The sequence below is a fragment of the Pseudomonas sp. Yb2C2 genome, assembly GCF_052112325.1.
Classification (GTDB): domain Bacteria; phylum Pseudomonadota; class Gammaproteobacteria; order Pseudomonadales; family Pseudomonadaceae; genus Aquipseudomonas; species Aquipseudomonas marginalis.
In genome coordinates this window covers 15,656-41,108 of sequence record NZ_JAVAJK010000005.1, presented here as the reverse complement: position 1 = coordinate 41,108, position 25,453 = coordinate 15,656, and the positions used below count along the sequence as shown (strand labels likewise).

General features: G+C 61.1%; 22 protein-coding genes. 12 read left to right on the top strand and 10 right to left on the bottom strand.

Annotation, left to right across the window (positions count from 1 at the left end; all coding sequences use genetic code 11):
* Positions 1 to 69: 69 nt before the first annotated feature.
* Positions 70 to 2,853: a DNA polymerase I gene (polA, locus tag Q8X51_RS08265; RefSeq protein ID WP_407693780.1), complete on the top strand. Its 2,784-nt coding sequence runs from the start codon at positions 70 to 72 to the stop codon at positions 2,851 to 2,853.
* A gap of 269 nt (positions 2,854 to 3,122) precedes the next feature.
* Here polA and yihA read toward each other — a convergent pair whose 3' ends face one another.
* A complete protein-coding gene (yihA, locus tag Q8X51_RS08260) occupies positions 3,123 to 3,764 on the bottom strand; it encodes a ribosome biogenesis GTP-binding protein YihA/YsxC (RefSeq protein ID WP_027608030.1) in 642 nt (213 codons plus the stop codon).
* Between the two features lie 192 nt (positions 3,765 to 3,956).
* Between yihA and Q8X51_RS08255 the strand changes: the two genes are divergently transcribed.
* From Q8X51_RS08255 to Q8X51_RS08230, 6 genes are all read left to right on the top strand, one after another.
* Positions 3,957 to 4,259, top strand: a complete 303-nt coding sequence (locus Q8X51_RS08255; protein ID WP_027608029.1) for a c-type cytochrome — start codon at positions 3,957 to 3,959, stop codon at positions 4,257 to 4,259.
* Between the two features lie 33 nt (positions 4,260 to 4,292).
* Positions 4,293 to 4,919: a c-type cytochrome gene (locus Q8X51_RS08250; protein ID WP_065926859.1), complete on the top strand. Its 627-nt coding sequence runs from the start codon at positions 4,293 to 4,295 to the stop codon at positions 4,917 to 4,919.
* Positions 4,920 to 5,087: 168 nt separating this feature from the next.
* Positions 5,088 to 5,723 carry a thiol:disulfide interchange protein DsbA gene (gene dsbA, locus Q8X51_RS08245; protein WP_407693781.1) on the top strand — a complete coding sequence of 212 codons (636 nt, stop codon included), beginning with the start codon at positions 5,088 to 5,090 and terminating at the stop codon, positions 5,721 to 5,723.
* Between the two features lie 10 nt (positions 5,724 to 5,733).
* The gene (locus Q8X51_RS08240) at positions 5,734 to 6,612 is read left to right on the top strand and encodes an endonuclease/exonuclease/phosphatase family protein (RefSeq protein WP_065926860.1); all 879 of its coding nucleotides are present in this window, start codon (positions 5,734 to 5,736) and stop codon (positions 6,610 to 6,612) included.
* Positions 6,609 to 8,675 (top strand): diguanylate cyclase, encoded by a 2,067-nt coding sequence (locus Q8X51_RS08235; protein ID WP_065946469.1) that lies wholly within the window; start codon positions 6,609 to 6,611, stop codon positions 8,673 to 8,675. Before Q8X51_RS08240 ends, Q8X51_RS08235 begins: the two co-directional genes overlap by 4 nt.
* An 88-nt stretch (positions 8,676 to 8,763) precedes the next feature.
* Positions 8,764 to 9,540 carry an N-acetylmuramoyl-L-alanine amidase gene (locus tag Q8X51_RS08230; protein ID WP_407693782.1) on the top strand — a complete coding sequence of 259 codons (777 nt, stop codon included), beginning with the start codon at positions 8,764 to 8,766 and terminating at the stop codon, positions 9,538 to 9,540.
* Positions 9,541 to 9,548: 8 nt separating this feature from the next.
* Here Q8X51_RS08230 and Q8X51_RS08225 read toward each other — a convergent pair whose 3' ends face one another.
* Both Q8X51_RS08225 and algB read right to left on the bottom strand, forming a co-directional pair.
* Positions 9,549 to 11,336, bottom strand: coding sequence for a KinB sensor domain-containing domain (locus Q8X51_RS08225; protein WP_407693783.1), 1,788 nt, complete (start codon positions 11,334 to 11,336; stop codon positions 9,549 to 9,551).
* Between the two features lie 10 nt (positions 11,337 to 11,346).
* A complete protein-coding gene (gene algB, locus Q8X51_RS08220) occupies positions 11,347 to 12,693 on the bottom strand; it encodes a sigma-54-dependent response regulator transcription factor AlgB (RefSeq protein WP_065926864.1) in 1,347 nt (448 codons plus the stop codon).
* A gap of 389 nt (positions 12,694 to 13,082) precedes the next feature.
* Between algB and Q8X51_RS08215 the strand changes: the two genes are divergently transcribed.
* The 5 genes from Q8X51_RS08215 to Q8X51_RS08195 all read left to right on the top strand — a co-directional run bounded on the left by Q8X51_RS08215 (position 13,083) and on the right by Q8X51_RS08195 (position 17,484).
* On the top strand, positions 13,083 to 13,382 hold the full coding sequence (locus Q8X51_RS08215; RefSeq protein ID WP_065926887.1) for a hypothetical protein: 300 nt from the start codon (positions 13,083 to 13,085) through the stop codon (positions 13,380 to 13,382).
* Between the two features lie 81 nt (positions 13,383 to 13,463).
* Positions 13,464 to 13,628 (top strand): DUF1328 domain-containing protein, encoded by a 165-nt coding sequence (locus Q8X51_RS08210; RefSeq protein WP_003170804.1) that lies wholly within the window; start codon positions 13,464 to 13,466, stop codon positions 13,626 to 13,628.
* A 2-nt stretch (positions 13,629 to 13,630) separates the two neighbouring features.
* The gene (locus Q8X51_RS08205) at positions 13,631 to 14,098 is read left to right on the top strand and encodes an inhibitor of vertebrate lysozyme family protein (RefSeq protein WP_065946470.1); all 468 of its coding nucleotides are present in this window, start codon (positions 13,631 to 13,633) and stop codon (positions 14,096 to 14,098) included.
* Between the two features lie 727 nt (positions 14,099 to 14,825).
* On the top strand, positions 14,826 to 16,157 hold the full coding sequence (gene gltP, locus Q8X51_RS08200; RefSeq protein ID WP_065926866.1) for a glutamate/aspartate:proton symporter GltP: 1,332 nt from the start codon (positions 14,826 to 14,828) through the stop codon (positions 16,155 to 16,157).
* Between the two features lie 97 nt (positions 16,158 to 16,254).
* Positions 16,255 to 17,484 carry a nucleoside recognition domain-containing protein gene (locus Q8X51_RS08195; RefSeq protein WP_027608018.1) on the top strand — a complete coding sequence of 410 codons (1,230 nt, stop codon included), beginning with the start codon at positions 16,255 to 16,257 and terminating at the stop codon, positions 17,482 to 17,484.
* A 91-nt stretch (positions 17,485 to 17,575) separates the two neighbouring features.
* Here the strand turns inward: Q8X51_RS08195 and Q8X51_RS08190 are convergent, their stop codons facing one another.
* The 7 genes from Q8X51_RS08190 to Q8X51_RS08160 all read right to left on the bottom strand — a co-directional run bounded on the left by Q8X51_RS08190 (position 17,576) and on the right by Q8X51_RS08160 (position 25,329).
* Complete coding sequence (locus tag Q8X51_RS08190) at positions 17,576 to 18,187, bottom strand: ABC-type transport auxiliary lipoprotein family protein (RefSeq protein ID WP_065926867.1); 612 nt, start codon at positions 18,185 to 18,187, stop codon at positions 17,576 to 17,578.
* On the bottom strand, positions 18,184 to 19,122 hold the full coding sequence (locus Q8X51_RS08185) for an MlaD family protein (RefSeq protein WP_027608016.1): 939 nt from the start codon (positions 19,120 to 19,122) through the stop codon (positions 18,184 to 18,186). The genes Q8X51_RS08190 and Q8X51_RS08185 overlap by 4 nt, the downstream gene beginning before the upstream one ends.
* A 1-nt stretch (position 19,123) precedes the next feature.
* A complete protein-coding gene (locus tag Q8X51_RS08180) occupies positions 19,124 to 19,927 on the bottom strand; it encodes an ABC transporter ATP-binding protein (RefSeq protein ID WP_065937854.1) in 804 nt (267 codons plus the stop codon).
* A complete protein-coding gene (locus tag Q8X51_RS08175) occupies positions 19,924 to 21,072 on the bottom strand; it encodes an ABC transporter permease (protein WP_074848111.1) in 1,149 nt (382 codons plus the stop codon). Before Q8X51_RS08175 ends, Q8X51_RS08180 begins: the two co-directional genes overlap by 4 nt.
* 54 nt (positions 21,073 to 21,126) lie before the next feature.
* Positions 21,127 to 22,158 carry a DUF5924 family protein gene (locus Q8X51_RS08170; protein ID WP_065946472.1) on the bottom strand — a complete coding sequence of 344 codons (1,032 nt, stop codon included), beginning with the start codon at positions 22,156 to 22,158 and terminating at the stop codon, positions 21,127 to 21,129.
* Between the two features lie 72 nt (positions 22,159 to 22,230).
* A complete protein-coding gene (locus tag Q8X51_RS08165) occupies positions 22,231 to 23,613 on the bottom strand; it encodes a M16 family metallopeptidase (protein ID WP_407693784.1) in 1,383 nt (460 codons plus the stop codon).
* A 57-nt stretch (positions 23,614 to 23,670) separates the two neighbouring features.
* The gene (locus tag Q8X51_RS08160; protein ID WP_065926872.1) at positions 23,671 to 25,329 is read right to left on the bottom strand and encodes a Na/Pi cotransporter family protein; all 1,659 of its coding nucleotides are present in this window, start codon (positions 25,327 to 25,329) and stop codon (positions 23,671 to 23,673) included.
* Positions 25,330 to 25,453: the final 124 nt, after the last annotated feature.

Below are 25,453 nucleotides of genomic sequence, written 5' to 3'. Positions count from 1 at the left end.
CCTTGTCCCTTTGTTTTCATTGGTCCGGCTATTCTAGCGCCTGACCCGCCGAAAAGGTTGATCCTGCTCATGAGCCAAGCCCCCCTCGTCCTGGTGGACGGTTCGTCTTACCTGTACCGCGCGTTCCACGCGCTGCCACCGCTGACCACTTCCAAAGGCCTGCCGACCGGTGCGGTCAAGGGCGTGTTGAACATGCTCAAAAGCCTGCGCAAGCAGTACCCGGACAGCCCGTTCGCGGTAGTGTTCGACGCCAAGGGTGGGACGTTTCGCGATGACATGTACGCCGAATACAAGGCCAACCGCCCAAGCATGCCCGATGACATGCGCGTGCAAATCGAGCCCCTGCACCAGAGCGTGATCGCCCTGGGCTTCCCTTTGCTGTGCGTCGAAGGCGTCGAGGCCGATGACGTGATCGGTACCCTGGCCCGCAGCAGTGCGGCCGCTGACCGTCCGGTGGTGATCTCCACCGGCGATAAGGACATGGCGCAGTTGGTCGACGGGCACATTACCCTGGTCAACACCATGACCGGTAGCTCGATGGACATCGAAGGCGTAAAGGAGAAATTTGGCGTCGCTCCGGAGCAGATCATCGACTATCTGGCGTTGATGGGCGATTCGTCCGACAACATCCCGGGCGTTCCGGGCATTGGTCCGAAGACCGCTTCCGGCTTGCTGGTGGGCGTGAACGGCGGCCTCAAAGAGCTTTATGAGCAGTTGGACATTGTGCCGACCCTGCCGATCCGCGGTGCCAAGACGCTGCCGGCGAAGCTGGAAGAGCATAAGGAGATGGCATTCCTCTCCTATCAGTTGGCGACGATCAAGATCGATGTGCCGCTGGACGTGGGTCTGGACGATTTGCACCTGATTGAACCGGATCGCGAAAAGTTGCTGGAGCTTTACACCCTGCTGGAGTTCAAGAGCTGGTTCGATGAGATTCAGCGCGATGCCAAGCGAGTGGAGCTCAAGGCCGCGCCTGTTGCCGAGGACATTGTTGAGGCCGCGCCCGCGGCACCCGCAGAAACGACCTACACCACGATCCTCGACCAAGCCACATTCGATGCCTGGCTGAAGAAGCTCAACGACGCGAAGTTGTTCGCTTTCGACACCGAAACCACCGGGATCGACGCTCAGCAGGCGCAACTAGTGGGGGTTTCCTTCGCCGTGCAGCCCCATGAAGCCGCCTACATCCCGCTGACCCATTCCTACATCGGTGCGCCGCAGCAGCTGGATCGCGACACTGTGTTGCTGGCCTTGAAGCCATTATTGCAAGACCCGAGCAAGCTCAAGGTCGGCCAGCACGCCAAGTTCGATATGAATATCCTGGCCAACTGTGCCATCGGCGGCGACCCGGCGAATGGCATCAGCGTGCGCGGTATCGCGTTCGACACCATGCTTGAATCCTACGTGTTGAATTCCACTGCGACCCGCCATGATATGGACAGCCTGGCCAAGAAGTACCTGGACTACGACACCGTCAGTTTCCAGGACATCGCCGGCAAAGGCGCCAAGCAGCTCACGTTCGACCAGATCCCGCTCGAACAGGCTGGCCCTTATGCCGCCGAGGATGCGGACGTGACGCTGCGCCTGCATCAGGCACTGCACGCACAGCTCGCCGCCATACCGAGCCTGGCGAGTGTGTTGACGGACATCGAAATACCCCTGGTGCCGGTACTTGCGCGTATCGAACGCCAGGGCGCGCTGGTGGATGCGCAGCTGCTCGGTGTCCAGAGCATCGAGCTGGGCAACAAGATGGTCGAACTGGAGCGCCAGGCGTTCGAGATCGCCGGCGAAGCATTCAACCTGGGGTCGCCCAAGCAGCTCGGCGCGATTCTCTACGAGAAACTCGGCCTGCCGGTGCTGAAAAAAACGGGCAAGGGCCAGGCATCCACGGCAGAGGAAGTGCTGGCCAAGCTGGCCGAAGATGACTATCCGCTGCCCAAGGTACTGATGCAGTACCGCAGCATGAGCAAGCTGAAAAGCACTTACACCGACCGCTTGCCGGAGCAGATCAACCCGCGGACCGGGCGTGTTCACACCTCTTACCATCAGGCGGTGGCGGCGACCGGGCGGCTGTCTTCCAGCGACCCGAACCTGCAGAACATCCCGGTGCGCACCGCCGAAGGGCGGCGCATCCGCCAGGCGTTTGTCGCGCCCAAGGGCTACAAACTGCTGGCGGCGGACTATTCGCAGATCGAACTGCGGATCATGGCGCACCTGTCCAAGGACGAGGGGCTGATGAATGCGTTCCGTAACGACCTGGATGTGCATACCGCCACGGCGGCCGAGGTGTTCAAGGTCGAATTGGCTGAGGTCACCTCCAATCAGCGTCGCAGTGCCAAGGCGATCAACTTTGGCCTGATCTACGGCATGGGGGCTCAGAAGCTCGGCAAGGACATCGGTGTCGATACCAAGACCGCAAAGGCTTACATCGATGTGTACTTCGCCCGCTACCCAGGCGTTCGCGAGTACATGGAGCGCACCCGCGCCCAGGCTGCCGATCAAGGCTACGTGGAAACCTTCTTCGGACGTCGGCTGTATTTGCCGGATATCAACTCCAACAAGCCCCAGGAGCGCGCGGCCGCAGAACGCACGGCGATCAACGCGCCGATGCAGGGCACGGCGGCGGATATCATCAAGAAGGCCATGGTGCTGGTGGATAACTGGCTGACCGCGTCGGGCCTGGATGCCAAGGTGATCCTGCAGGTACACGATGAACTGGTGCTCGAAGTGCGGGAGGATCTGGTGGCCGAGGTCAGCGAGAAGATTCGCGAGCACATGAGCGCGGCCGCGCAGTTGGATGTGCCGTTGGTGGTGGACGTTGGCGTAGGCGACAACTGGGACGAAGCGCACTGATTTCGCGGCATCGCCACCACCGAGCGTGGTGGCGCAGTGCTTTAGATCGGAAATCCGCTGCAGTTATTTCCAATAGTTTTTTGAACCTGCCGGAACTTAACCTGTGAACTGCTACTCAGAGTTACTGAATGGGTGGTGAAGCCCTTCAATGCTCCTATGTTGTGTTAAGTGTTGGCAGATATCCGGACCCCGCCCTAGCGGTCCGGTACTTGAACCCCGAACTTCCCCTCCCCATACGAAGTCCGGGGTTTTTTTTGCCCGCAGAAAAGTTACTCGGCGAGTTCCGCACCTTTATCAGCCAATTCCATCCAGCCGGCCAGCACGGTATAGGCATCTTCCAGGCCCATGCGCTTGGGGGCCGAGAACAGCTGGATGGTGATTGTGTCACCCCAACCCTTGCGGATTTCGGACTGCACTTTAAGCAGGGTGTTCTTGGCGGCGCCGTAGGTGAGCTTGTCGGCCTTGGTCAGCAGGATATGCATCGGCATGCCGCTGGCGACCGCCCAATCCAGCATCAGCAGGTCGAAGTCGGTCATTGGATGACGGATATCCATCATCAGGATCAACCCCTTCAAACTCTCCCGGCCACCCAGGTAAGCCTCCAGGTGACGCTGCCAGTGCAGCTTCAGCGGGATAGGTACTTTTGCATAACCGTAGCCCGGCAGGTCGACCAGACGCCGATCATCGTCTAGCTTGAAGAAGTTGAGTAACTGCGTGCGGCCCGGGGTTTTCGAGGTGCGCGCGAGGCTGGCGTGGGTCAGGGTGTTCAGTGCGCTGGATTTACCGGCGTTGGAGCGACCGGCAAAGGCGACTTCAAAGCCTTCGTCATCGGGGCATTGGTCAACTTTGGCGGCGCTGAGCATGAAGGTGGACTGTTGGCACAGGCCGAGGATGGGGTTCTTGAGTTGCATGAGATTTCCGATGTGGGCGGTGCCGAAAAAGGGTGCGGCAAGCGGTGTCGTTTCCGTTTCAGTAGCGCCAGTATATAATGCCGCAGATTTTGTGTGTGCTTTGTCCCAGCGAAGGATGAAGTTCACGGGAGCGATAGACCTTTATTGCGCATTAGAACGCAAAACGCTCTCAAACCCTGAAAAGGTCGATGTATGACCCGATGGTTGCTCGCTTTCGGTGCCCTGGTTCCGCTGTATGGCGCTCAGGCTACACAGGATCCGGAAGCGGTGTACAACCGAGTTTGCGTGGCTTGCCATGCCGGCCAACTGCCGAACGCCCCGAAACGGGGTGACCAGGCAGCCTGGGCGCCAAGACTGGCGCAGGGCATGGACACGCTGGTGCAACACGTGACCCAGGGTTTCAAGGCAATGCCGCCGCGTGGTTTGTGCATGGACTGCAGTACCGAGGATTACCAGGCCATCATTGAGTTGATGGTGAGTAAACCCGGTAGATAACTCTTAAACCCTTAGCCGTAGTTGGATTAGCTGATGAACAAACTGATCGTGAGTCTGCTGTTGACCTTGGGCATCACCGGTGTTGCCGTCGCCGCAGAGGGCCCCCTTAAAGGTGATGCCACTGCCGGTCAAGCGAAAGCCGCCGTATGTGGTGCCTGCCATGGGCCGGATGGTAACAGCCCGGCGCCGAACTTCCCCAAATTGGCCGGCCAGGGTGAGCGTTACCTGACCAAGCAGATGCACGACATCAAGGATGGCAAGCGCACGGTCCTGGAAATGACCGGCCTGCTGACCAACCTCAGTGACCAGGACCTGGCAGACCTCGCGGCTTATTTTGCCAGCCAGAAAGGCAGTGTGGGAGCTGCTGATCCGAAACTGGTGGCCCGTGGTGAGAAACTGTTCCGCGGCGGTGACCTGGATAAAGGCCTGCCTGCCTGCACCGGTTGCCACTCGCCCAATGGCGCGGGCATAGCCGCCGCCGGCTTCCCGCACCTGAGCGGCCAGCACGCGACCTACATTGCCAAGCAGCTGACTGATTTCCGTAAGGAAGAGGCCGGGCGAGCCAATGATGGCGACGCGGCAATCATGCGCACCATCGCTCGCAAGCTGAGTGATGAAGACATTGCGGCGGTCTCCAGCTACATCCAGGGCCTGCACTAAGGTGCACGCAACGTTAACGCTCGATTAATCCATCGATGCAAGCATAAAAAGGGTGGCTTAGGCCGCCCTTTTTTGTGGCCGCTGCCGTTACACTAACGAACTCATGCCCGCGTAGACCTGTCACAACAAAGGTCGCGTGAGGCGACTTTATTTGTCCAGGAGTAAAGCATGCGTAATCTGATCTTCAGCGCCGCTCTCGTCACTGCCAGCCTCTTCGGCATGACCGCACAAGCTGCCGACGTGCCGCTTGAAGCCGGTAAAACCTACGTTGAATTGGCCAACCCAGTGCCGGTTTCGGTACCGGGCAAGATCGAAGTGGTAGAGCTGTTCTGGTACGGCTGCCCGCATTGCTACGCTTTTGAGCCGGTCATCAACCCTTGGGTCGAGAAGCTGCCCAAGGACGTGAACTTCAAGCGCATCCCCGCCATGTTCGGCGGCCCATGGGATGCCCACGGCCAACTGTTCCTGACCCTGGAAGCCATGGGTGTGGAGCACAAGGTCCACAACGCGGTATTCGACGCCATCCAGAAACAAGGCAAGCGCCTGACCAAGCCGGACGAAATGGCTGACTTCATTGCTACCCAAGGCGTCGACAAGGACAAGTTCCTGGCCACCTTCAACTCCTTCGCCATCCAGGGCCAGATCAAACAGGCCAAGGAGCTGGCGCAGAAGTACGGCGTGCAAGGCGTACCGACCATGATTGTCAACGGCAAGTATCGTTTCGACCTGGGTACTACCGGTGGTCCTGAAGCGACCCTCAACGTTGCCGACCAGTTGATCGCCAAAGAACGCGCAGCCAAGTAAGGGGCTCCTCATGCGCCGCTGGGGTACTGAACGTGTGGTTGGCCTGCGTGAACCGCAGGTCAACGCACATCACCTGGAGTCCACAGGTTTGCCGGCAGACAACCGCCTGCGCCTGCTCAGCTTCAATATCCAGGTGGGCAACAGCACCGAGAAGTACCGGCACTACCTCACCCGTGGCTGGCAGCATTTGCTGCCCCACAACGGCCGGGCCGGTAACCTGCAGAAGATCGGCGACCTGTTGAATGATTTCGACCTGGTCGCCCTGCAGGAGGCCGACGGCGGCAGCATGCGTTCCGGCTATATCAATCAGGTCGAACACCTGGCGCACCTCGGGGCCTTCCCCTACTGGTACCAGCAGCTCAATCGCAACCTCGGGCGCCTGGCGCAGCACAGTAATGGTGTGCTCAGCCGTTTGAAGCCCACCTCCATCGAAGATCACCCATTGCCGGGCCCCAAGGGGCGCGGGGCGATTCTCGTGCGTTTTGGCGAAGGGCCTGAGGCCTTGGTGGTGGTGATGATGCACCTGGCGCTCGGGGGGCGTACGCGCAACCTGCAGTTGGCCTACGTGCGCGACCTGATTGGCAACTACAAGCATCAGGTGTTGATGGGTGACATGAACACCCATGCGAACGACCTCCTGCTGAATTCCCCGTTGCGTGACCTCGGGCTACTGGCGCCGCAAGTCGAAGCCACGTTCCCCAGCTGGCGCCCGCAACGCTGTCTTGACCATATCCTGCTCAGCCCGACCCTCACACTTGAGAGTGTGCAGGTACTGGCGCAGCCCATCTCCGATCACCTGCCAGTCGCGGTAGAGATTCGTCTGCCGGGTTCGCTCACGGCTGATGCATTGCCCGCGTTGAGCCCCGGCCCTCGCGGACCCCTTGCATGAGCGACGACGCCCAGCGCTGGAAAGAAAAATACCTGTTAAGCATCGAGCAACAAGAAAAGCTCGAACGCCGTTGGGCTGCCCGCCTCGACCTGCTGCGTCGTGGGCTGGTGCGCAGCACACTGGCGGCGGAAGGCACCGACCGCGCGGTTGACCAGTGCATGAAGGAAATGCGCGACGTCGTGCGTACCGACGACATGGATGCCGCCCTCGCCGCCTTGCTGCCGCGCCTGGAGAAGGCGGTACTGGATTCGGAGCAGCGCCGCGAAACCCGGATCGACCAGATGAGCACCGCACTGACCTCCCTGGTCACGCAGTTGCAAAAGCTGCCGCTGCCCCGCGAAGTCGCCCGTCCGCTGAAAACCTTTGCCAAGCAGTTGGATGGCCGTGTCAGCCAGGCGCGCGAGATTCCCCTGTTGCTCAGCGAGTTGAGCAGCCTGCAAGGGCAGGCGCTGGATAACCTGGAGCCGGACGGTGAAACCGTGCGTCCCGGGCCGGGTTTATTGCAGCGCCTGTTTGGTGCTAAGGACGTGTCGAGCGAGGCAGCGGCCAGTGAGCCCGTCTCCAGCCCGTCACCGGCGCCGGTTGCCGCCAAGCCCGTCGCCGAGCCCCAGGCGCCCGAACAGTCCGAGGAACTGGCGCAAGCCTTGCGGGCCTTTGCGCCCCAGCCTCAGGAACCGGTTGCCGCGCAGCCTGAACCCGCAGCGCCGGCCAAGGCGGTTGATGCCAGCAGTGAAAAGTTTGTGTACGAGGCGCCTGCTCAAAGCGGCGCCTTGGCTGCGCCTGTCGACGTTTCTCCAGCACCTGTCGTGCCCGGCAAGCCTGAGCCACAGGTGGAAGAAACCAGCACCGAAAGCGCCCTCGCCGCCTTTATCGAACCGCCACAGGCTGTGGTCGAGGCACCGCAGGAGACGGTGATCGGCAGCCTCTCGCTCCCTCCAGTGCTTGAGGCCGAAGAGCCGGACCCCGACGAACTTCAATCGGATGGCCTCTACTCCTTGCCGGATTCACCGGAGCCGTCGTACAGCTCCGTGGCCAAGCACATCGAAGACACCCTGATCGGCCTGTTGGAGGAGTTGGCCTTGCCCGAGCGCCATCGGCCCCAGGCCGAAGCCATGCGTGAGCGCTTGGCCCACGGGTTGAATTGGTACGAATTGCTGCCGATCCTCGATGACTTGGCGGTGCTGATGCTGGCGATCACCGACAGCGGGCAGCACGAGTTCGAGGCATACCTCAAACAGCTCAACGAGCGCCTCGAAGCCTTTCAGGGCCATTTGCAAGTGGCCAGCGACGGCCATGCCGACAGCCGCTCCGCTGCGAGGGAGTTGGACACGCAGATTCGCGAACAGGTCGACGGCCTGCAAAGCAGTGTCCAGGAAGCCGCGGACCTGGACAGCCTCAAGCAGGTGCTCGAAAGCCATCTGGAAGGTTTACTCGGCACCATGGACGAGCACCAGCAACAGCGTGACCAGCGCGAGCAGGAAGTGGCAGCGCGCTTGAAAGGCCTGGCCGAGCGGGTCGCCAATATGGAGCAGGAAGCCCAAGGCTACCGTGAGCACCTGGAGGTGCAACGCCAGAAGGCCTTGATCGATCCGCTCACCGGCTTGCCTAACCGCGCGGCCTGGAGCGAGCGCCTGGATCATGAGGTCAATGCCTGGCACCAGCGTGGCAATAGCCTGTCGCTCGCGATGCTGGACCTGGATCACTTCAAGCGCATCAACGATGGCTACGGCCATCTGGCGGGTGACAAGGTGCTGAAAATCATCGCCAACGTCCTGCGCAAGCGCCTGCGTACCAGCGACTTTATCGCGCGGTTTGGCGGTGAGGAGTTTGTGTTGCTGATGCCCCACTCATCCCTCTCGGATGCGTTGGCGGTGGGTGAGGTGCTACGTGCTGCGATTGCCGCCTGCCCATTCCACTTCAAGGGCGAGCCGGTGACGATTACCGTGTCCATGGGCGTGGCGCAGTTCCTGCCCGGTGAGCGCAGTGAGCTGGCGCTCAAGCGAGCGGACGAAGCGTTGTATCGGGCCAAGGCCGCTGGGCGTAACCAGGTGCAGGCGGCGTAAAAGATGTTCCATTGTGTAATTTGACCGCCGGGCCACAAACGGTACGTTACACTGTTGCATTATCGTCTTCAGCGTACTGTCTTCCGCCATGAAATCCTTGTACTTCGCCTGTGTATTTCTCCTGCTCGCCGGCTGCGCCACTGGCCCGCGCCTGGACACCCGCCACCCCTCGCTAAACCACGACAACCGCGTGCAGTTCGTGGTCGTCCACTACACCTCTACCAATCTTGAGCGTTCCCTGGCCCTGTTGACCCACGGCCAGGTCAGCGCTCATTACCTGATCGGTGACGACGCCGGCGCCACTATCTACAAGCTGGTGGATGAAAGCCAGCGGGCCTGGCATGCCGGGGAAAGCGAGTGGATGGGGCGCACCTGGCTCAACTCCAGCTCCATCGGTATCGAAATCGTAAACCCTGGCTACAAGGACACCCCTACAGGCCGCCTGTGGTACCCGTACTCCGAGGCCCAAGTGAAGTCGCTGTTGTTGTTGCTCAAGGACATCAGCAAGCGCAATGGCATCGATCCCAGGAACATCATCGGCCATAGCGATATCGCACCCCTGCGCAAGCTCGATCCGGGGCCGCTGTTCCCCTGGAAGCGCCTGGCCGATGAGGGCCTGAGTGTGTGGCCGGATGCCCAGGCCGTCGCCCGTTTCCAGGTGCAGTACGCCGCTGAATTGCCGAGCATCACCTGGTTCCAGGAAGAATTGGCGCTCCTCGGTTACCCGACACCCCAGACGGGTGAGTTGGATGTCGCCACGCGCCATGTGATCGCGGCGTTCCAGATGCGCTTCCGGCCATCCCGGTTCGATGGCGTGCCGGATGCCGAAAGTGCTGCCATCCTGCGTGCCCTGAACCGGCGCTAAGCTGGCGCCTACAAGGGCAGCGCCATATAGAACTGGGTGCCCTGCCCCGGCCGCGAATACACCCCCATGCGGCCGCCGTGCAATTGCACGATCTCCTTGCACAGCGCCAGCCCCAGGCCGGCGCCGCCTTTCTTGCGGCCAACCTGGACGAAGGGTTCGAAGATGCGCCCTTGCTGGCCATAAGCGATACCTTCGCCGTTGTCTTCGACGCTGATAATCACCCGCTCGCCATGACGTCGCGCCTGCAGGCGAATTTGCCCACCGTCGGCGGTATGACGCAGGGCATTGCCCAGCAGGTTGTCGAGCACCCGTTCCAATTGCGCCTGGTCGGCATACAGCCGTGGCAGATCGGATTGCACTTCTACCAGCAGTTCTATGTGTTGCGCATTGGCGGGCTCCGCAAAGCGCGCGCGGGCGTGTTCGAGCAGATCGGTCACGTCGCAGGGGCCCAAGGTGAGTTTCTGCAGGCCATTCTGGTAGCGCGAGAAATTGAGCAGGTCGTTGATCAACTGCATCAGGCGCTGCATTTCTTCATTGACCGTATCCAGCAGGTCCGCTTCACGGGATTCCGGCGGGAACTTCGCGCGTTCACGGAACAGGCCGAACGCCATATGCATGCCGGTCACCGGCGTGCGCAGTTCATGGGACGCGCGCAAGACGAATTCGCTGCGTACCCGCTCGAAGGCGCGCTGTTCGGTGACGTCGTGCAGCACCATCACCGCCCCAAGGATATGTCCCTGGGTATGGCTGACGGGAGTGAGGCTGTAGGTCAGCAGGCGCAGTTCGCCTTCGACTTCGACTTCCAGGTCCTCCGGCGCGCGCTCCAGAGTGCCGCCGCGCAGCACCAGTTGCAGTTGTTCATCCAGCTCCGGGCGCACCAGGGCTTCGCCAAGGCCTTGGCCCAGGCGTTCCTCGTCCCAGCCCAATTGGCGTTGCGCAACGGGGTTGAGATGCTCCAGGCGGCCTTGGCGGTCAATCATCAGCAGGCCGTCGTCGATGCTGTCGAGCACGGCTTGCAGGCGCTGCTGGCCGGCCAGCAACTCGTCAACATTAGTCGCCTGATGCTGGCGCACAGCCTCGGCCATAAGGCCGAAGCGACGGGTCAACAGGTTCATTTCCGCTGCCGAAGAGAGCGGTAGGGTCACTTCAAAATCGCCCTGGCCGATCTTGTCGGCTGCTTTTGCCAGCGCTTCGATCGGGCCGCCAAATCGCCGGGCGATGCCATGGGCCGTGACAAATCCGATGATCAGCACTGCAAGGCCCACCAACCCCAGCAAACCGGCGATCAGCAAGGCGCGCGCGCGGGATTTATGCTCGCTGGCGCTGATGTTTTCCAGGGCTTGTTTATGTTCGGCAATCAGCCCGTTGCGCAGCACATTGAAGGTTTCGGTGAGTTTTTCCTTGCTGCCCGGTGGTGGCGACGCCTGCTGGGATTGCTCGAAGGCGTCCAGCAGGTCCTGGTATTGGGCTCGCGCCTGGCTGAAACCGTGGTTATGGCCGTCGCGTTGCTCATGGGCGATGCCTTGGTCCAGCAGGTCGAAGTACCGCTGCTTGGAGCTTTGCAATGCCTGCGGATCGGGGCGATGTTCCAGCATCATGATCAATTGGTCGCCCAGGCTTTGGCGCAGCTTGAGCCCCAGGTCCAGGGTGACGAAGTTGCTGCGAATCAGGGACTCCTGGGTCTTGGCCATTTGCATGACGCTGACCAGACCCAGGATCAGACCCAGCAGGGCGACGGTGATCAGCGCTGAGATACTCAGGAACAACCGAGTGCGCAGTTTCATCGCTAGCTTCATAGGGTGCAGCTCACAGGTTGTACTGTTTGCGTTTGCGGTAAAGCGTCGACGCGTCGATGCCGAGGGTGCGGGCGGCCTGGTCCAGGGTATCGCTGGTGGCCAATACGGCGCCGATATGGGCTTTCTCCAGCTCGTCCAGGCTCAACGCCGCGCCAATGCGCGGGGCGTTATTGGTCGGTTGTTCGGCCATGCCGAGGTGGATGATTTCGACCTTTTCCTGTGGGCAGATGATGCTGGCGCGTTCCACCACGTTGCGGAGTTCGCGGATATTGCCTGGCCAGCGATAGTTGAGCAGGGCTTCGCGCGCTTGATCACTGAAGCCCCGCGCCGGGCGGGCGTATTCCTTGACGAAGCGCGCCAGGAAGCGGTCTGCCAGGGTGAGGATGTCTTCACTGCGCTCGCGCAGCGGGGGCAGGTGCAAGGTGATGACGTTGAGGCGATACAGCAAGTCTTCACGGAAGCGACCGTCGCGCACCATGTCTTCCAGGTTCAGGTTGGTGGCGGCCAGGATACGCACATCGGCGCGACGGGTGACCGGGTCGCCCACGCGCTCATACTCCTTGTCCTGGATAAATCGCAGCAACTTGGGTTGCAGAGTGAGGGGAAAGTCGCCGATCTCGTCGAGAAACAGTGTACCGCCGTCCGCCTGGTTGACCCGGCCCAACGTGCTCTCACTGGCACCGGTAAAGGCACCACGGCTATGGCCGAACAGCTCGCTTTCCATCAGTTCTGCCGTCAGCGACGGACAGTTGATGGTCACGCAGGATTTCTTCGAGCGCTTGCTCCAGCCGTGAATGGCCCGGGCCAGTTCGCCTTTACCCGTGCCGGACTCGCCGAGGATCAGGATGTTGGCATCGGTGCCCGCCACCTGGCGTGCGGTTTCAAGCACAACCATCATTGACGGGCTGTGGGAGTCGAGGCCGTCTTTCTGCTGGCGTACGGCGCCTTCCAATGCTTCCAGGCGCGCGGAAAGTTGGCGCACTTCCAGCTGTTTGGCGGTGGCCAGGCGAAGTTGGTCGGGGCTGCAAGGCTTGACCAGGTAGTCGGCGGCACCCGCCTGGATCGCGTCCACGGCGGTATCGACGGCGGAATGGGCGGTGACGATCACCACACGCATCCACGGCGCCTGGATCCGCATCTGGGCCAACACATCCAGGCCATTGTCTTCACCCAGGCGCAGGTCCAGGAAGCACAGGTCGAACACCTGGCGTTGCATCAGGGCATCGGCCTGGGCGGCGCTGTTGGCGGTGGCGACGGTGTAGCCTTCATCTTCCAGGCAATAACGGAAGGTGCGGAGGATCGCGGACTCGTCATCCACTAAAAGAATGCGGCCTTGAAGTTCCTTGGCTGATTCCATCTGTCCCGCGCTCCTTAACTATGAATGATGGTGTTTAGTCCCGGAATAATCGGGCAAGTTGCATGGTTTATTCTGATCGATAAAAAGCAACGTCGTGCAGCTATCTGCAAGTCTTCCTACAAAGCCCCGTCTGATGGCGTTTTCATTCCGTCTTGCCACTTCGGCAACTCAACCCGCGCATTCGATCCTTTGACCCGACCGCTGGCCATCGTGCATTTCGCACGGCCTGTAGCGGTGGATCGTGCAGGATGCTGCGCCGCCAGTTGAGCCTTAATTTATAAGCTGTTGATTTTAATGGTTTTTATTTTGTAAAAAAGCTGGCATGCGCTCTGCAATACCTCTCTCAAGAGCGTCATGAACGAATAATCAGAATGCGGGAGAAAAGCAGCATGACTCGCCAACACCTCAGCCAACTGCGTGTATCGCCACTGCGTATGCAACAGGGGCTGTTTGCCAGCCTGGCCCTGATGGTCACGCTGATTGCAGGCCAGCAGATGCAACATTGGCAGCAGAGTCAGCCCCAAGCCCCGCAATTCGAACGTCCGGTAATGACCCAGACCCATTTCAGTTCCATTGAGAGCCGTGCCGTCGGGAGCGTTTCTGCCGATGTGACCGCCAAGCAATTGAGAGTGGCCGATCAGGACTCCACCCTGGGCGAGCTGCCAACCCAAGAGCGTTGGGTGTTCTAGGCAAAAACGTCGGACGCTTGTGTTGAGCGCCTGAACGGCATCACCGCTGTTACCTTTTATAGAAGCGTAAGGAGAATCACCATGTTGAGTTGGGCAATCACATTTCTGATCATCGCCATTGTGGCCGCAGTCCTGGGCTTCGGTGGTATCGCGGGCACCGCCACGGGTATCGCCAAGATTCTGTTTGTGGTCTTCCTGGTGATGTTCATTGCTTCGTTCTTCTTTGGTCGTCGCGGCCGAGGCTGAAAATGACCACTTTGTCCCTCAAAGCGATTGCTGCCGCTGTGCTCTTGGGCGGCAGCGGCTTCGCGATGGCCGCCAATGACGGTCAGTCGCGGGCCAACGAACTGCTCAGCGCGGATCCGCAGTACCGCGAGACCTGGCAAGGCGTGGTGAAGAAAGAAGAGCGCCTGCCGGAATGGGTCTTGAACCTGTCGGGCACGGCCGAGCAGATGAATGCCGTGGAAGAAGATGGCGATAAGTACTTGGTGGGGCCGCTCTGCGAAACTGCGGATACGTGCCTTAACAAGCGCCTGATCGTCGCCTTCAGCCTCGACAAGGAAGATGCCTACGCCATGTTGGTGGAAGTCCCTGCCGGTTTGCCAGCGGACAAGTCTCCGACGCGGCATGCCGATTACCGGTTTATCGGTAAGCCGGACGAAGGCATGCAGAAGCTGCTGATGGAGCAGCTGAAGAAAGATCCGAATTGGTACTAGGTTGCGTCTGACGGGTCTGTCGTCTGCGCGATCAGCGTCCATAGAAAGAAGCCTCTCGCTTCTTTCTGTCTGCATCCCCCGCCAAGGGGGATGCATGACCAGGGGGCCGGGTTGTTCTGATCAATTGAGATCGGCGTGACCTACGGGCACAGGGAGTGCCTGCGCAAGGGCCAGGTCAGGTGAAAAGCTGCGACGCAGGTTCACAAGCCCACGGCTTGCTGAACTTGCGGCGGGCTTGTGACTCTTATTCCCGCCTCCTATGCCGCCCATAGCCACAAATCCTGATTTTGCTTTCGACCAACCATTACTGGGTGTGTCGGGGCGACCATCTATCGAGAAAGTTTTGCTCGCGCCATAGGACGTTTCCGACGCTCGACGGCAGAGTTCCCCGGCATTTCTGCCAACCTCTCCAAGACCTGCAAAATCTCTGCGCGAGCCTGAATTGGCAGGTTCACGGCATATTCACCGGACAAAATGTCACATTTGAACTGACCGTTCGGACAGTTATTATGGAAAAAAGTCATGCCGATTTGGCATGGGGTAGGCGTTTACGGCATTAGACGTCGTCCCCTTGCATGGGAATAGTTGCGCCTTTTTTCGCCTGCCAGTAAGCCATTTCGGCCATGCTGCGGTGACCTTCCATGGAGGCAGATGCGCACACTTTTTCGCTCTCGAGCGTTGCAGCTGGCGCATTTGCCTTAAGTCCACTTGAAGTAAGGGTAATGACATGAAGAAGGCAAAGCTAAGCCTCGCCTGGCAGATCCTCATCGGTTTGGTATTGGGGATCGCAATCGGCGCAGTGCTCAACCATTTCAGTGCTGAAAAGGCCTGGTGGATCAGCAATGTGTTGCAGCCAGCGGGCGATATCTTTATCCGCCTGATCAAGATGATCGTGATCCCGATTGTGATTTCCTCGTTGATCGTCGGCATTGCCGGTGTCGGTGACGCGAAAAAACTCGGGCGCATCGGCGTCAAAACCATCCTTTACTTCGAAGTGGTCACCACCATCGCCATCGTGGTCGGCCTGCTGCTGGCCAACCTTTTCCACCCGGGCGCAGGCATCGACATGAGTACCCTGGGTACCGTCGATATTTCCAAGTACCAGGCGACCGCCGCCGAGGTGCAGCATGAGCATGCGTTCATCCAGACCATCCTCAACCTGATCCCGTCTAACATCTTCGCCGCTGTAGCCCGTGGCGAGATGCTGCCGATCATCTTCTTCTCCGTGCTGTTCGGCCTGGGCTTGTCGAGCCTCAAGCCGGAGCTGCGCGAGCCGCTGGTGACCATGTTCCAGGGCGTGTCCGAGAGCATGTTCAAAGTCACCCACATGATCATGAAGTACGCCCCCATCGGCGTATTCGCGCTGATCGCGGTGACCGTGGCCAACTTCGGCTTTGCCTCGCTGCTGCCGCTGGCCAAGCTGGTGATCCTGGTTTACGTCGCCATCCTGTTCTTCGCCTTTGCGGTGCTGGGCCTGATCGCTCGCCTGTTCGGCTTCTCGATCCTCAAGCTGATGCGCATCTTCAAGGACGAGTTGGTGCTGGCCTACTCCACCGCCAGTTCCGAAACTGTGCTGCCGCGTGTGATCGAGAAGATGGAAGCCTACGGCGCGCCCAAGGCCATCTGCAGCTTCGTGGTGCCGACCGGCTACTCGTTCAATCTCGACGGTTCGACCCTGTACCAGAGCATCGCGGCGATCTTTATCGCCCAGCTGTATGGCATCGACCTATCGATCGGCCAGCAACTGATGCTGGTATTGACCCTGATGGTCACCTCCAAAGGCATCGCTGGTGTGCCGGGCGTGTCCTTCGTGGTGCTGCTGGCCACCCTGGGCAGCGTGGGCATCCCGCTGGAAGGCCTGGCCTTCATCGCCGGTGTCGACCGCATCATGGACATGGCCCGTACCGCGCTGAACGTGATCGGCAACGCCCTGGCCGTGCTGGTCATCTCGCGCTGGGAAGGCATGTACGACGACGCCAAGGGCGAGCGCTACTGGAACTCCCTGCCGCACTGGCGCACCAAGCAAGCCCTGCCGACTGCCCAAGCCACTCGCGGCTGATAGCCCGACGGCTGTAAGACGAACCCCGGTAAATCCGGGGTTTGTCGTTTCTGTCAGCCCCGCTATCATTCGCCCCATCTTTCGGGGGATTCAACTGATGCTCAATGGCCTGTGGCTTGGCTTCTTTGTCGTGGCAATGGTGTCAGCACTGGCGCAATGGCTGGTGGGCGGTAACGCCGGGATTTTCGCGGCGATGGTCGAAAGCATTTTCGCCATGGCCAAATTGTCCGTGGAAGTGATGGTGCTGTTGTTCGGCACCCTGACGTTATGGCTGGGCTTCTTGCGTATCGCCGAAAAAGCCGGGATTGTCGAATGGCTGGCCAAGGCCCTGGGCCCGCTGTTCCTGCGCCTGATGCCGGAAGTGCCGGCCGGTCACCCGGCCATTGGCCTGATCACCCTCAACTTTGCCGCCAACGGCTTGGGCCTGGATAACGCAGCAACACCTATCGGCCTGAAGGCCATGAAGGCGCTGCAAGAGCTCAATCCCATCCCTAACACGGCGACTAACGCACAAATCCTGTTCCTGGTGCTCAATGCATCCTCCCTGACCCTGTTGCCGGTGACGATCTTCATGTATCGCGCCCAGCAAGGTGCGCCCGATCCGACCCTGGTATTCCTGCCGATCCTGCTGGCCACCAGCGCATCCACATTGGTGGGCCTGCTGTCGGTGGCGGTGATGCAGCGCCTGCGGCTGTGGGACCCGGTGGTGCTGGCCTACCTGGTTCCAGGCGCATTGGTACTGGGTGGGTTCATGGCCCTGCTGGCGACCCTCTCGGCCACCGCATTGGCCGGGTTGTCGTCAATCCTCGGCAACCTCACGTTGTTCGGCCTGATCATGCTGTTCCTGCTGATCGGCGCGCTGCGCAAGGTTAAGGTCTACGAAGCATTTGTCGAAGGCGCCAAGGAAGGCTTCGACGTCGCCAAGAACCTGCTGCCGTACCTGGTGGCGATGCTGTGTGCGGTGGGCGTGTTGCGTGCCTCCGGCGCGTTGGACCTGGGCCTCGAAGGCATTCGCCATGTGGTGGCCTGGACGGGCATGGACACGCGCTTTGTCGACGCCTTGCCGACCGCAATGGTCAAGCCCTTCTCCGGCAGCGCGGCCCGGGCGATGTTGATCGAGACCATGCAGACCCAGGGGGTGGACAGCTTCCCGGCGTTGGTGGCGGCGACGATTCAGGGCAGTACGGAGACCACCTTTTATGTGTTGGCGGTGTACTTCGGTTCGGTGGGCATCCAGCGGGCGCGGCATGCCGTAGGGTGCGCGTTGCTGGCTGAGTTTGCTGGTGTGGTCGCAGCGATCGCGGTGTGCTACTGGTTCTTTGGCTGAGGCTTAAATAGCTATCGGGAGCAAGCCCCCGCCCACATTTGAATGTGTTCACAGATCCACATGTGGGAGGGGGCTTGCCCCGATGAGGCCCTCAGCGTTTCACCGCACCATTGCCCTGCTGAACAACCCACTCCACCACCTGCCTGTTCAACTGATCTCCCGCCAACCCAAACCCGGTCACCACCGCCGGCACTTTGGTGTCAGTCACCGCCTGCTGCACTTCAAACCGCCGGCTGGCAATAATCCGCTGATCACTCCCACGCACCAGGCGTGCGTCGAGGCGGATCACCACCGCTACCGCACTGCCCCGGTACTCGCTCTGAAACGCCTGCAACTGCCCGCCCAATTCATAATCGGCCTGCAGGTTGGTGTCGTCGGTGCTCAACAGCGTTACGCGTCCATCGCGCTGGAACCCGTCCATCAGGCGATTGCGCAGCAGCACCGGCACTGGGTCGCTCCAGCGTGAGTTCGCATAGCTGCTGATCAAATCGCCATTGGGCACCACGGCGATGCGTGGGCTGTCGAGGAACTCACTGGTCTGCGGCTTGGCCAGGCGCAGCGACCAATTGACTGGCGCGCCCTGGGTCGTGCCCTGGGCCGTAGGCAGTCGGTAGACGTCCGACGGATCCGCCTTGGGCAGGATCGAACACGCGCTGATCAGCGCCAAGGCCACAGGGGCGATCATTTGGTAAGCACGCTTCATGGCGTGAACTCCTTGTTCTTGTCGCTGCCCAGCAGGTAGCCGCTGGGGTTGGCTTCCAGGCGGCGAGAGATGGCGCGCAGTGAACCGAGGGTTTCGCGCAGTTCGCGCACGGCCGGCGCCAGTTCGTTGAGGCCCTGCATGCCGCTGTTCACCGAGTCCTTGTTGTTGGTCAGCAAGGTATTGATGGTGGCGGTGCTTTGCTCAAGGGATTTCATCGCCTGTTCGGCGCTGCCGAAGACCTGCTTGCCTTGATCACTGAGCAGGCCATTGGCGTTGCGCATCAGCGCCGTGGTTTGCTCCAGGGCGGCCCCGGCCTGCTTGCTTACCTGCATCAATTGCTGCATCACCACCTTGATATCCCCACGCTGGTCGGCAATCGCGCCGGTGGTTTGTTCCAGATGGTCCAGGGTGTTGCTGAGGCGCTCGACATTCTGCGCGGAGAACATGTCGTTGGCGTTGTGCAGCAGCAGGTTGATGCTGGTCATCAGGTCGTTGCTGTTATTGAGTAATCGCGCGATCGGCGATGGCGAGGCGATGATCTCCGGCAGGTTGCCGTCCTTGCCCTTGAGCTCCGGGCTTTGCGGCGTGCCGCCGCTGAGTTGGATGATCGAGGTGCCGGTGATGCCGGTCAGCGCGAGTTTGGCCTGGGTGTCTTCCTTGATCGGCGTCTGGCCGGCCAGGCGAATGCGCGCGAGTACGCGGCGCGGGTCCTTGGGATCCAGGCGCAGGCTGATGACATCGCCCACCTTGATCCCGCTGTATTGCACCGAGCTGCCCTGGGACAGGCCGCTGACCGCTTCGTTGAAGATCACTTCGTAATCCTGGAAGGCGCTGTCGACGCTGGATTTGGCCAGCCACAGGCCAAACAGCATCGCGCCGACCACCACGATCACGCTGAACAGACCGATCATCACATGATGGGCTCGGGTTTCCATGTCATACCTCGTTGAGCGGTTGAGCGGCATCCAATGCCGCGCGGCCACGGGGGCCGTGGAAATATTCGTGAATCCAGGCGTCGTCCGTTTCCGAGACGATATCGATGGCATCGGCCACCAGCACCTTCTTCTGCGCCAGCACCGCCACACGGTCGGTGATGGTGTAGAGCGTGTCCAGGTCATGGGTGACCAGGAACACGCTCAGGCCCAGCGCATCACGCAGGGTCAGGATCAGTTGGTCGAATTGCGCCGCACCAATCGGGTCGAGGCCGGCGGTGGGTTCGTCGAGGAACAGGATGTCCGGGTCCAGTGCCAGGGCGCGTGCCAGGGCCGCGCGCTTGATCATGCCGCCGGACAGCGAAGCGGGGTATTTGTCGGCCGCCGACAGCGGCAGTCCGGCCAAGGCCAGCTTGACCGCAGCCAGGTGCTCGGCATCACGGCGGCTGAGCCCGGCATGTTCGATCAGCGGCAGCGCGACGTTCTCGGTCACCGTCAGCGAGGAGAACAGCGCGCCCTTCTGGAACAGTACGCCAAAGCGCCGTTCCACCAGCGAGCGTTCATGTTCCGGCAGGCTCGGCAGGTTCTTACCGAACACCCGCACTTCGCCTTCACTGGGCCGGCGCAGGCCGACGATGCTGCGCAGCAGCACTGATTTACCGCTGCCGGATCCGCCGACCACCGCAAGGATTTCGCCCTTGTACAGATCCAGGTCGAGATGCTCGTGCACGCGTTGGCTGCCAAAGCGATTGCACAGGCCACGCACTTCAATCACCGCCTCGGTGGGCGCACGGTGCAGACGACTCACCAGCCCATCTCCATGAAGAACAACGCGGCCACCGCATCCAGCACGATCACCACAAAGATCGATTGCACCACGCTGGAGGTGGTGTGGGCGCCGACCGATTCGGCGCTGCCGCTGACCTTGAAGCCTTCCAGGCAGCCGATGGCGGCGATCAGGAAGGCGAAGAACGGGGCTTTTACCATGCCCACCAGGAAGTGCTGCACGCCAATGTCCGATTGCAGCAGCGAGAGGAACATCGCCGGCGAGATGTCCAGGGCCACGGCGCAGACCACGCCGCCGCCGACGATCCCCGCCAGCATCGCCATGAACGTCAGCATCGGCAGTGCCACCAGCAACGCCAGCACGCGCGGCAATACCAGCAACTCCATCGGGTCCAGGCCCAGGGTGCGGATGGCGTCGATTTCTTCATTGGCCTTCATCGAGCCGATTTGCGCGGTAAAGGCGCTGGCGGTGCGACCGGCAATCAGGATGGCGGTGAGCAATACGCCGAATTCCCGTAGGAAAGAGAACGCCACCAGGTCCACGGTAAAGATCGTTGCGCCAAAGCTCTTGAGCACTGTAGCGCCGAGGAACGCCACGACGGCACCGACCAGAAAGGTCAGCAACGCGACGATGGGCGCGGCGTCGAGGCCGACCTGTTCAAGATGGGCGACCATCGGCGTCAGGCGCCAGCGCTTGGGCCGGAAAATGCCCCGGGCAAAGGTTTCGAGGATCAGGCCGATAAAGCCCAGCAGTTGCTTGCTGTCTTGCCAGACCTTGTCCACGGCCGCGCCGATACGCGCCAGCACCTGAATGCCAGTGGCTTCTTCCGGCGCTTTGTCCGGCACGCAAAAATCGTTGAGGGAGCGGTAGACGGTCTTGAGCAGCGCGCGGTCGGCTGCGGACAGGCTGCAGTCGGTCTGCTCGGCGGATTGTTCGATACGGGTGGGCCCCAGCAGCTCCACCAGCAGCGAGGCGCCGGCGGTATCCAGGGCGCCGAGGCCATTGAGATCGATGCGCGCTCCGGCGTCGTATTGGCCGTCGAGCTTGTCCGACAGCTTCTTCAGGTTTGCGTAGTGGGCAAGCGTCCAGTCCCCTGTAATCCGCAGTAACGGGGGAGCGGTGGACGTATCGAGGTGGGCTGCGCCGGCCGTAGTACTACTGGTCATAAGCTCCGAGCTTGTCTGGCTATCCACAATTCCTACGTAATAGCACGATCCTGCCTACTTTGGGTTGTCGGTTTGTGCTGTGTCCGTCACTTTAAAACGCAGCACGCCGATCACCTGGCCGTCCTCCGTCAACACTTGGACTTGCCAGCGCCCTACCGCTTCGGGCGGGAAGTTCTGCTTGTGGGTCCAGGCGCGGTAGCCCTCCTTGCGTCCGCCGTGGATGTCCAGGGCGATGCGGTCGACCTCTTTGCCGTTGAATTTCCACACGTGGTAGATGCGCTCATCCAGCCCGCGCGGCGCGTTGATTGCGGTGTAGGCATAGAGCCCGCCGCTGCGCAGTTGGGCGGCGCTGACTTCCTTGAGGTCGTCACCCGGCGTGCGGTCTTGCAGTTGGGTGCTGATCGCCACTTCGGTCATCCACAAGGTGGCCGGCGGTACCCAACTGCGCAGGAACCAGCCCGCGCAACCAATGGCGGCCGTTACCCCCAGCAGCATCGCCCAGCCCTTGAGGCTGCGCAGCGGTAGGCTCACCGCCAGGCTTGGAATCGACAAGGCCATGGCGACGCCGAGGGCGAGTTTGTAACTTTCGGCGGTGGTCAGGTGCAGGATGATCGGCAGCGCAGTGAGCAGCGCGGCGAACAGGGTCAGGGTGTGCAACGCGAGGAACAACGAACGCTTGGGCGCCAGCCATTTGTAGTACAGCGGGTCGACGATCGAAACCAGCGCGGCCGCGCCGAGCAGGCCGGTGAACACCGATTGGCCGCTGTTCCAGGCGGTGGTGACGAAAAAGAACGGCAGCACGAAGAACAGACTTTCCTGGTGAATCATCTGGGTCGCGTAGCGCAGCAGGGGTTCGGGTATTTCGCGCTTGAAGACTTTGGTGAACAGCTGGGTAAAGCTGTTTTCCAGCATCAGCCACAGCCAGCTCACCAGCATGATCACCGCGATCCAACTGGCCATGCCCTGCTGGCGATCCACCAGGATGAAGCTGCATACACCCGAGATAAAACCGCCGAGTGCAATCACCCCTGGGTAGCGCTTCATCAGTTCGAGGACGCGGGTGATTAAGCGGGTCAGGTTTTGCATTCGGCGGTTCGCAGTCTTTGTAGGAAAAAATCCCAGACAGAATAACGTCTTAGGCCAGGGTTCGGTGCCTCATTACGCGATCCGTTTGCGATAACGGCGCACGCCGATCAACGCAATGGCGATCAGCGCGAGGACGCCGGCGCCGATCCAGTTGAGCATGTCGTAGCTCAGCAGTGGTTTCTCGATGCGCCAGTAACCCGGTTGCTTGAGCAACTCGCGCATGGCCTGGCTGGTCTGCTCCAGGCTCACGGCCTTGATGCGTTTGACCGGGTCGCTGAAGTGGCCGTTGTCGTAATCGCCCGAGGCGCTCCAATAATAGTCGGCCAGCGCGCTGTTGCCCTGCACGGCCCAGGCCTGGCGGGCGATGGCGGCCTGTTTGAGGCGGGCAAATACCGTTGGGTCAAGGCCGTCCTTGAGCAGTTGCGCCTTGAGGTCTTGCAGCACCTGCTCGGCTTCGGGGAGGTTGTCCCGCTCGAGGTCGGCATTCAGGCTGAGGAAGCCAACGCCACCCAGCACCTCACGCTCGCTCCAGGGGCCGTAGGACAACCCATGCTTGAGGCGCAGTTGGCGGTACAGCGCCCAGTCCAGGTAATCCTTGAGCAGGTCGTAGGTTTCATCATGCTGGTCGTCCAGCACCGGCTCGGGGAACAGCCAGTGCAGTTTGGCACTGTCACCCACCCAGCCGTGGATCAGGTCGCGGTGGCTGGCGGCGGCGTGCTGGATCTGCGGCAGCGCCGGGTGCTCGCTGGGTTCGATCGGGTCGAGTTGACCGTAGGTGCGCTCCAGGTAGGCCGGCAGCAGTTTGTCGAGGTCGCCGACGATGATCAGGGTCATGTTGTTGGGGGCGTACCAATTTTTGCGCAGCGTCTCCAGTTGGTCGCGGGTCAGGTGATCGACCTCGGCACGTTCGGCGCATTTGAGCCCCAGCTCGATGGCCAGTTGATTGCTGGCGGTGTGACCCAGGTCCTGGCGGTCGAGCAGGCGTTGCAGGTGGGAGTAATGACCGCCGTCTTCGCGCTCGACGACCTGTTTGGCCGCGTTGATATTGGCGTCGGTCAACTGGGTGCGGGTGATGATCGCCAGCAGCAGGTCGAGCACCTTGCGCTGGTTTTGCGCGGGTGCCTCGATCACAAAGGTCGTATCGGCGTTGCTGGTGTAGGCGTTCCATTCGCCACCCAGGGCTTGCATGCGGTCTTCCAGCTCGCCTTCGCCGCCGCCGTCGATACCGCTGAACAGCAAGTGCTCGAGCAGGTGCGGCAGTTCCTTGTCCTCGCAACCGAAGTCGTCCAGGCCGATGCCGACCACCAGGCGAATCGCCACATGGCCGCGCTCGGTGCCCGGTTTAAGCAGCAATTGCAGGCCGTTGGGCAAGGTGTAGCCCTCAACCTGCAAGCGGTCAAAGGCAAGGACGTGGGCAGAACCCATGAGCAGGCAAGCGAACAACAGGCGACGCATAACAAGCTTCCTGGCGAGTGAGGTCAGCTTTAACTGACTTCACGGGCCATCGTACGTTCAGGGCGAATGTGTGATGTCGGCAATATCTTCGGCGGAGAGTGCGCCGGTGTCGGACGTTTCCAAGACTACATAAGCACTGCTGCAAAACAACGAGTTCAAGCGTTTCATGTCGGCAATCAGCTCCAGGTGCAGGGAACTGGTCTCCAGGCTCTGCACGATCTTGCGTTGCAGGCGACTGACGTGGGCGTGGGCCAGGCGGCGTTCCTGGGCGCGAAAGCGGCGCTTTTCGCGCAGCAGTTGGCGGGCGCTTTCCGGGTCGGCACTGAGGAACACCGACAAGCCCAGGCGCAGGTTGGCGATCAATTGGCTGTGCAGGCCGGTGAGTTCTTCCAGGCCCACTTCGGAAAACTGGCGGCGTTGGGAGGTTTTCTGCTGCTGGACTTTACGCAGCATGCGTTCGATCAGGTCGCCGGCCAGTTTCAGGTTGATCGACAGCTCGATGATTTCGGCCCAGCGCCGACTGTCTTGCTCGCTGAGGTCTTCGCGGGGCATTTGCGCCAGGTAGAGTTTGATCGCGCTGTAGAGTGCCTCGACATCATCGCTGAGGCTGCGTATTTCCTGGGTAATGGCTGTCTGTTTGCCGCGCAGCACTTCCTGCATGGCGGTGAGCATGTTGTCGATCAGATCACCCAGGCGCAGGGTTTCGCGCGCGGCGTTGGCCAGGGCCAGGCTCGGTGTGGTCAGGGCCGTGGGGTCCAGGTGGCGCGGTTTGGCCTTGCCGTTGACCTCGTCCCGCTCCGGCAGCAACCAGGCGCACAGCCTGGCCATGGGGCCGATGGTGGGCAGCAGGATCAGGCAACGGCTGACGTTGTAGAGCAGGTGGAAGGTGATGACCATGCCTTGGGCGCTGTAGTCCAGGCCGTCCATCCACAGCACCAGCGGGTCGAGCACCGGGATAATCAGCAGCAGGCCGATCAGTTTGTACAGCAGGCTGCCCAAGGCGACCTGGCGACCGGCGGCGTTCTGCATGCTGGTGCTGAGAAAGGCCAGCACGCCGCTGCCGATGTTGGCGCCGATTACCAGGCCGATGGCCACGTGCAAGCCGATCACCCCGGCGCCGGCCAGGGTGGCGGTCAGCAGGACAGCGGCGAGGCTGGAGTAGGAAATCATCGCGAACAGGGCGCCGACCAGGGCATCGAGCAAAATATCGCCGGTCAGCGAGGCGAACAGCACTTTCACGCCCTGGGCGTGGGTAATCGGCCCGGCGGCTTCGACGATTAACTGCAGCGCGAGGATGATCAGCCCGAGGCCGATCCCGACCCGGCCCAACTGCCCGGCCCGCGTCTGTTTGCGCGACAGGAAGAAAATCACCCCGAGAAAGATCAGCAGCGGCGACAGCCAGGACAGGTCGAAGGTCAGCACCCGCGCCATCAGCGCGGTACCGACGTCGGCGCCGAGCATGGTCGCCAGGGCGGGCACCAGCCCCATCAGGCCCTGGCCGACAAAGGAGGTCACCAGCATTGCCGTGGCGTTGCTGCTCTGCACCATGGCAGTCACCAGGATGCCGGCGACAAATGCCAGCCAGCGCTTGGACATGTTCTGCCCGATGACTTGACGCAGGTTGGAACCGTAGACCCGCAGAATGCCGGTACGGACGATGTGCGTGCCCCAGATAAGCAGGGTCACGGCGGAAAGCAGATTGAGCAAGGTCAGCATGCTCGGCCCCCCGTGTGGGTGTGCGCCATTTGGCGCAAATGAGAATTGCCGCGTGCCGTTCTACGTCTTGTAGTTAAGCTGTAGTTGGCGAATGGGCTCGGCGCCAGCATCGCATAGCTAAAGT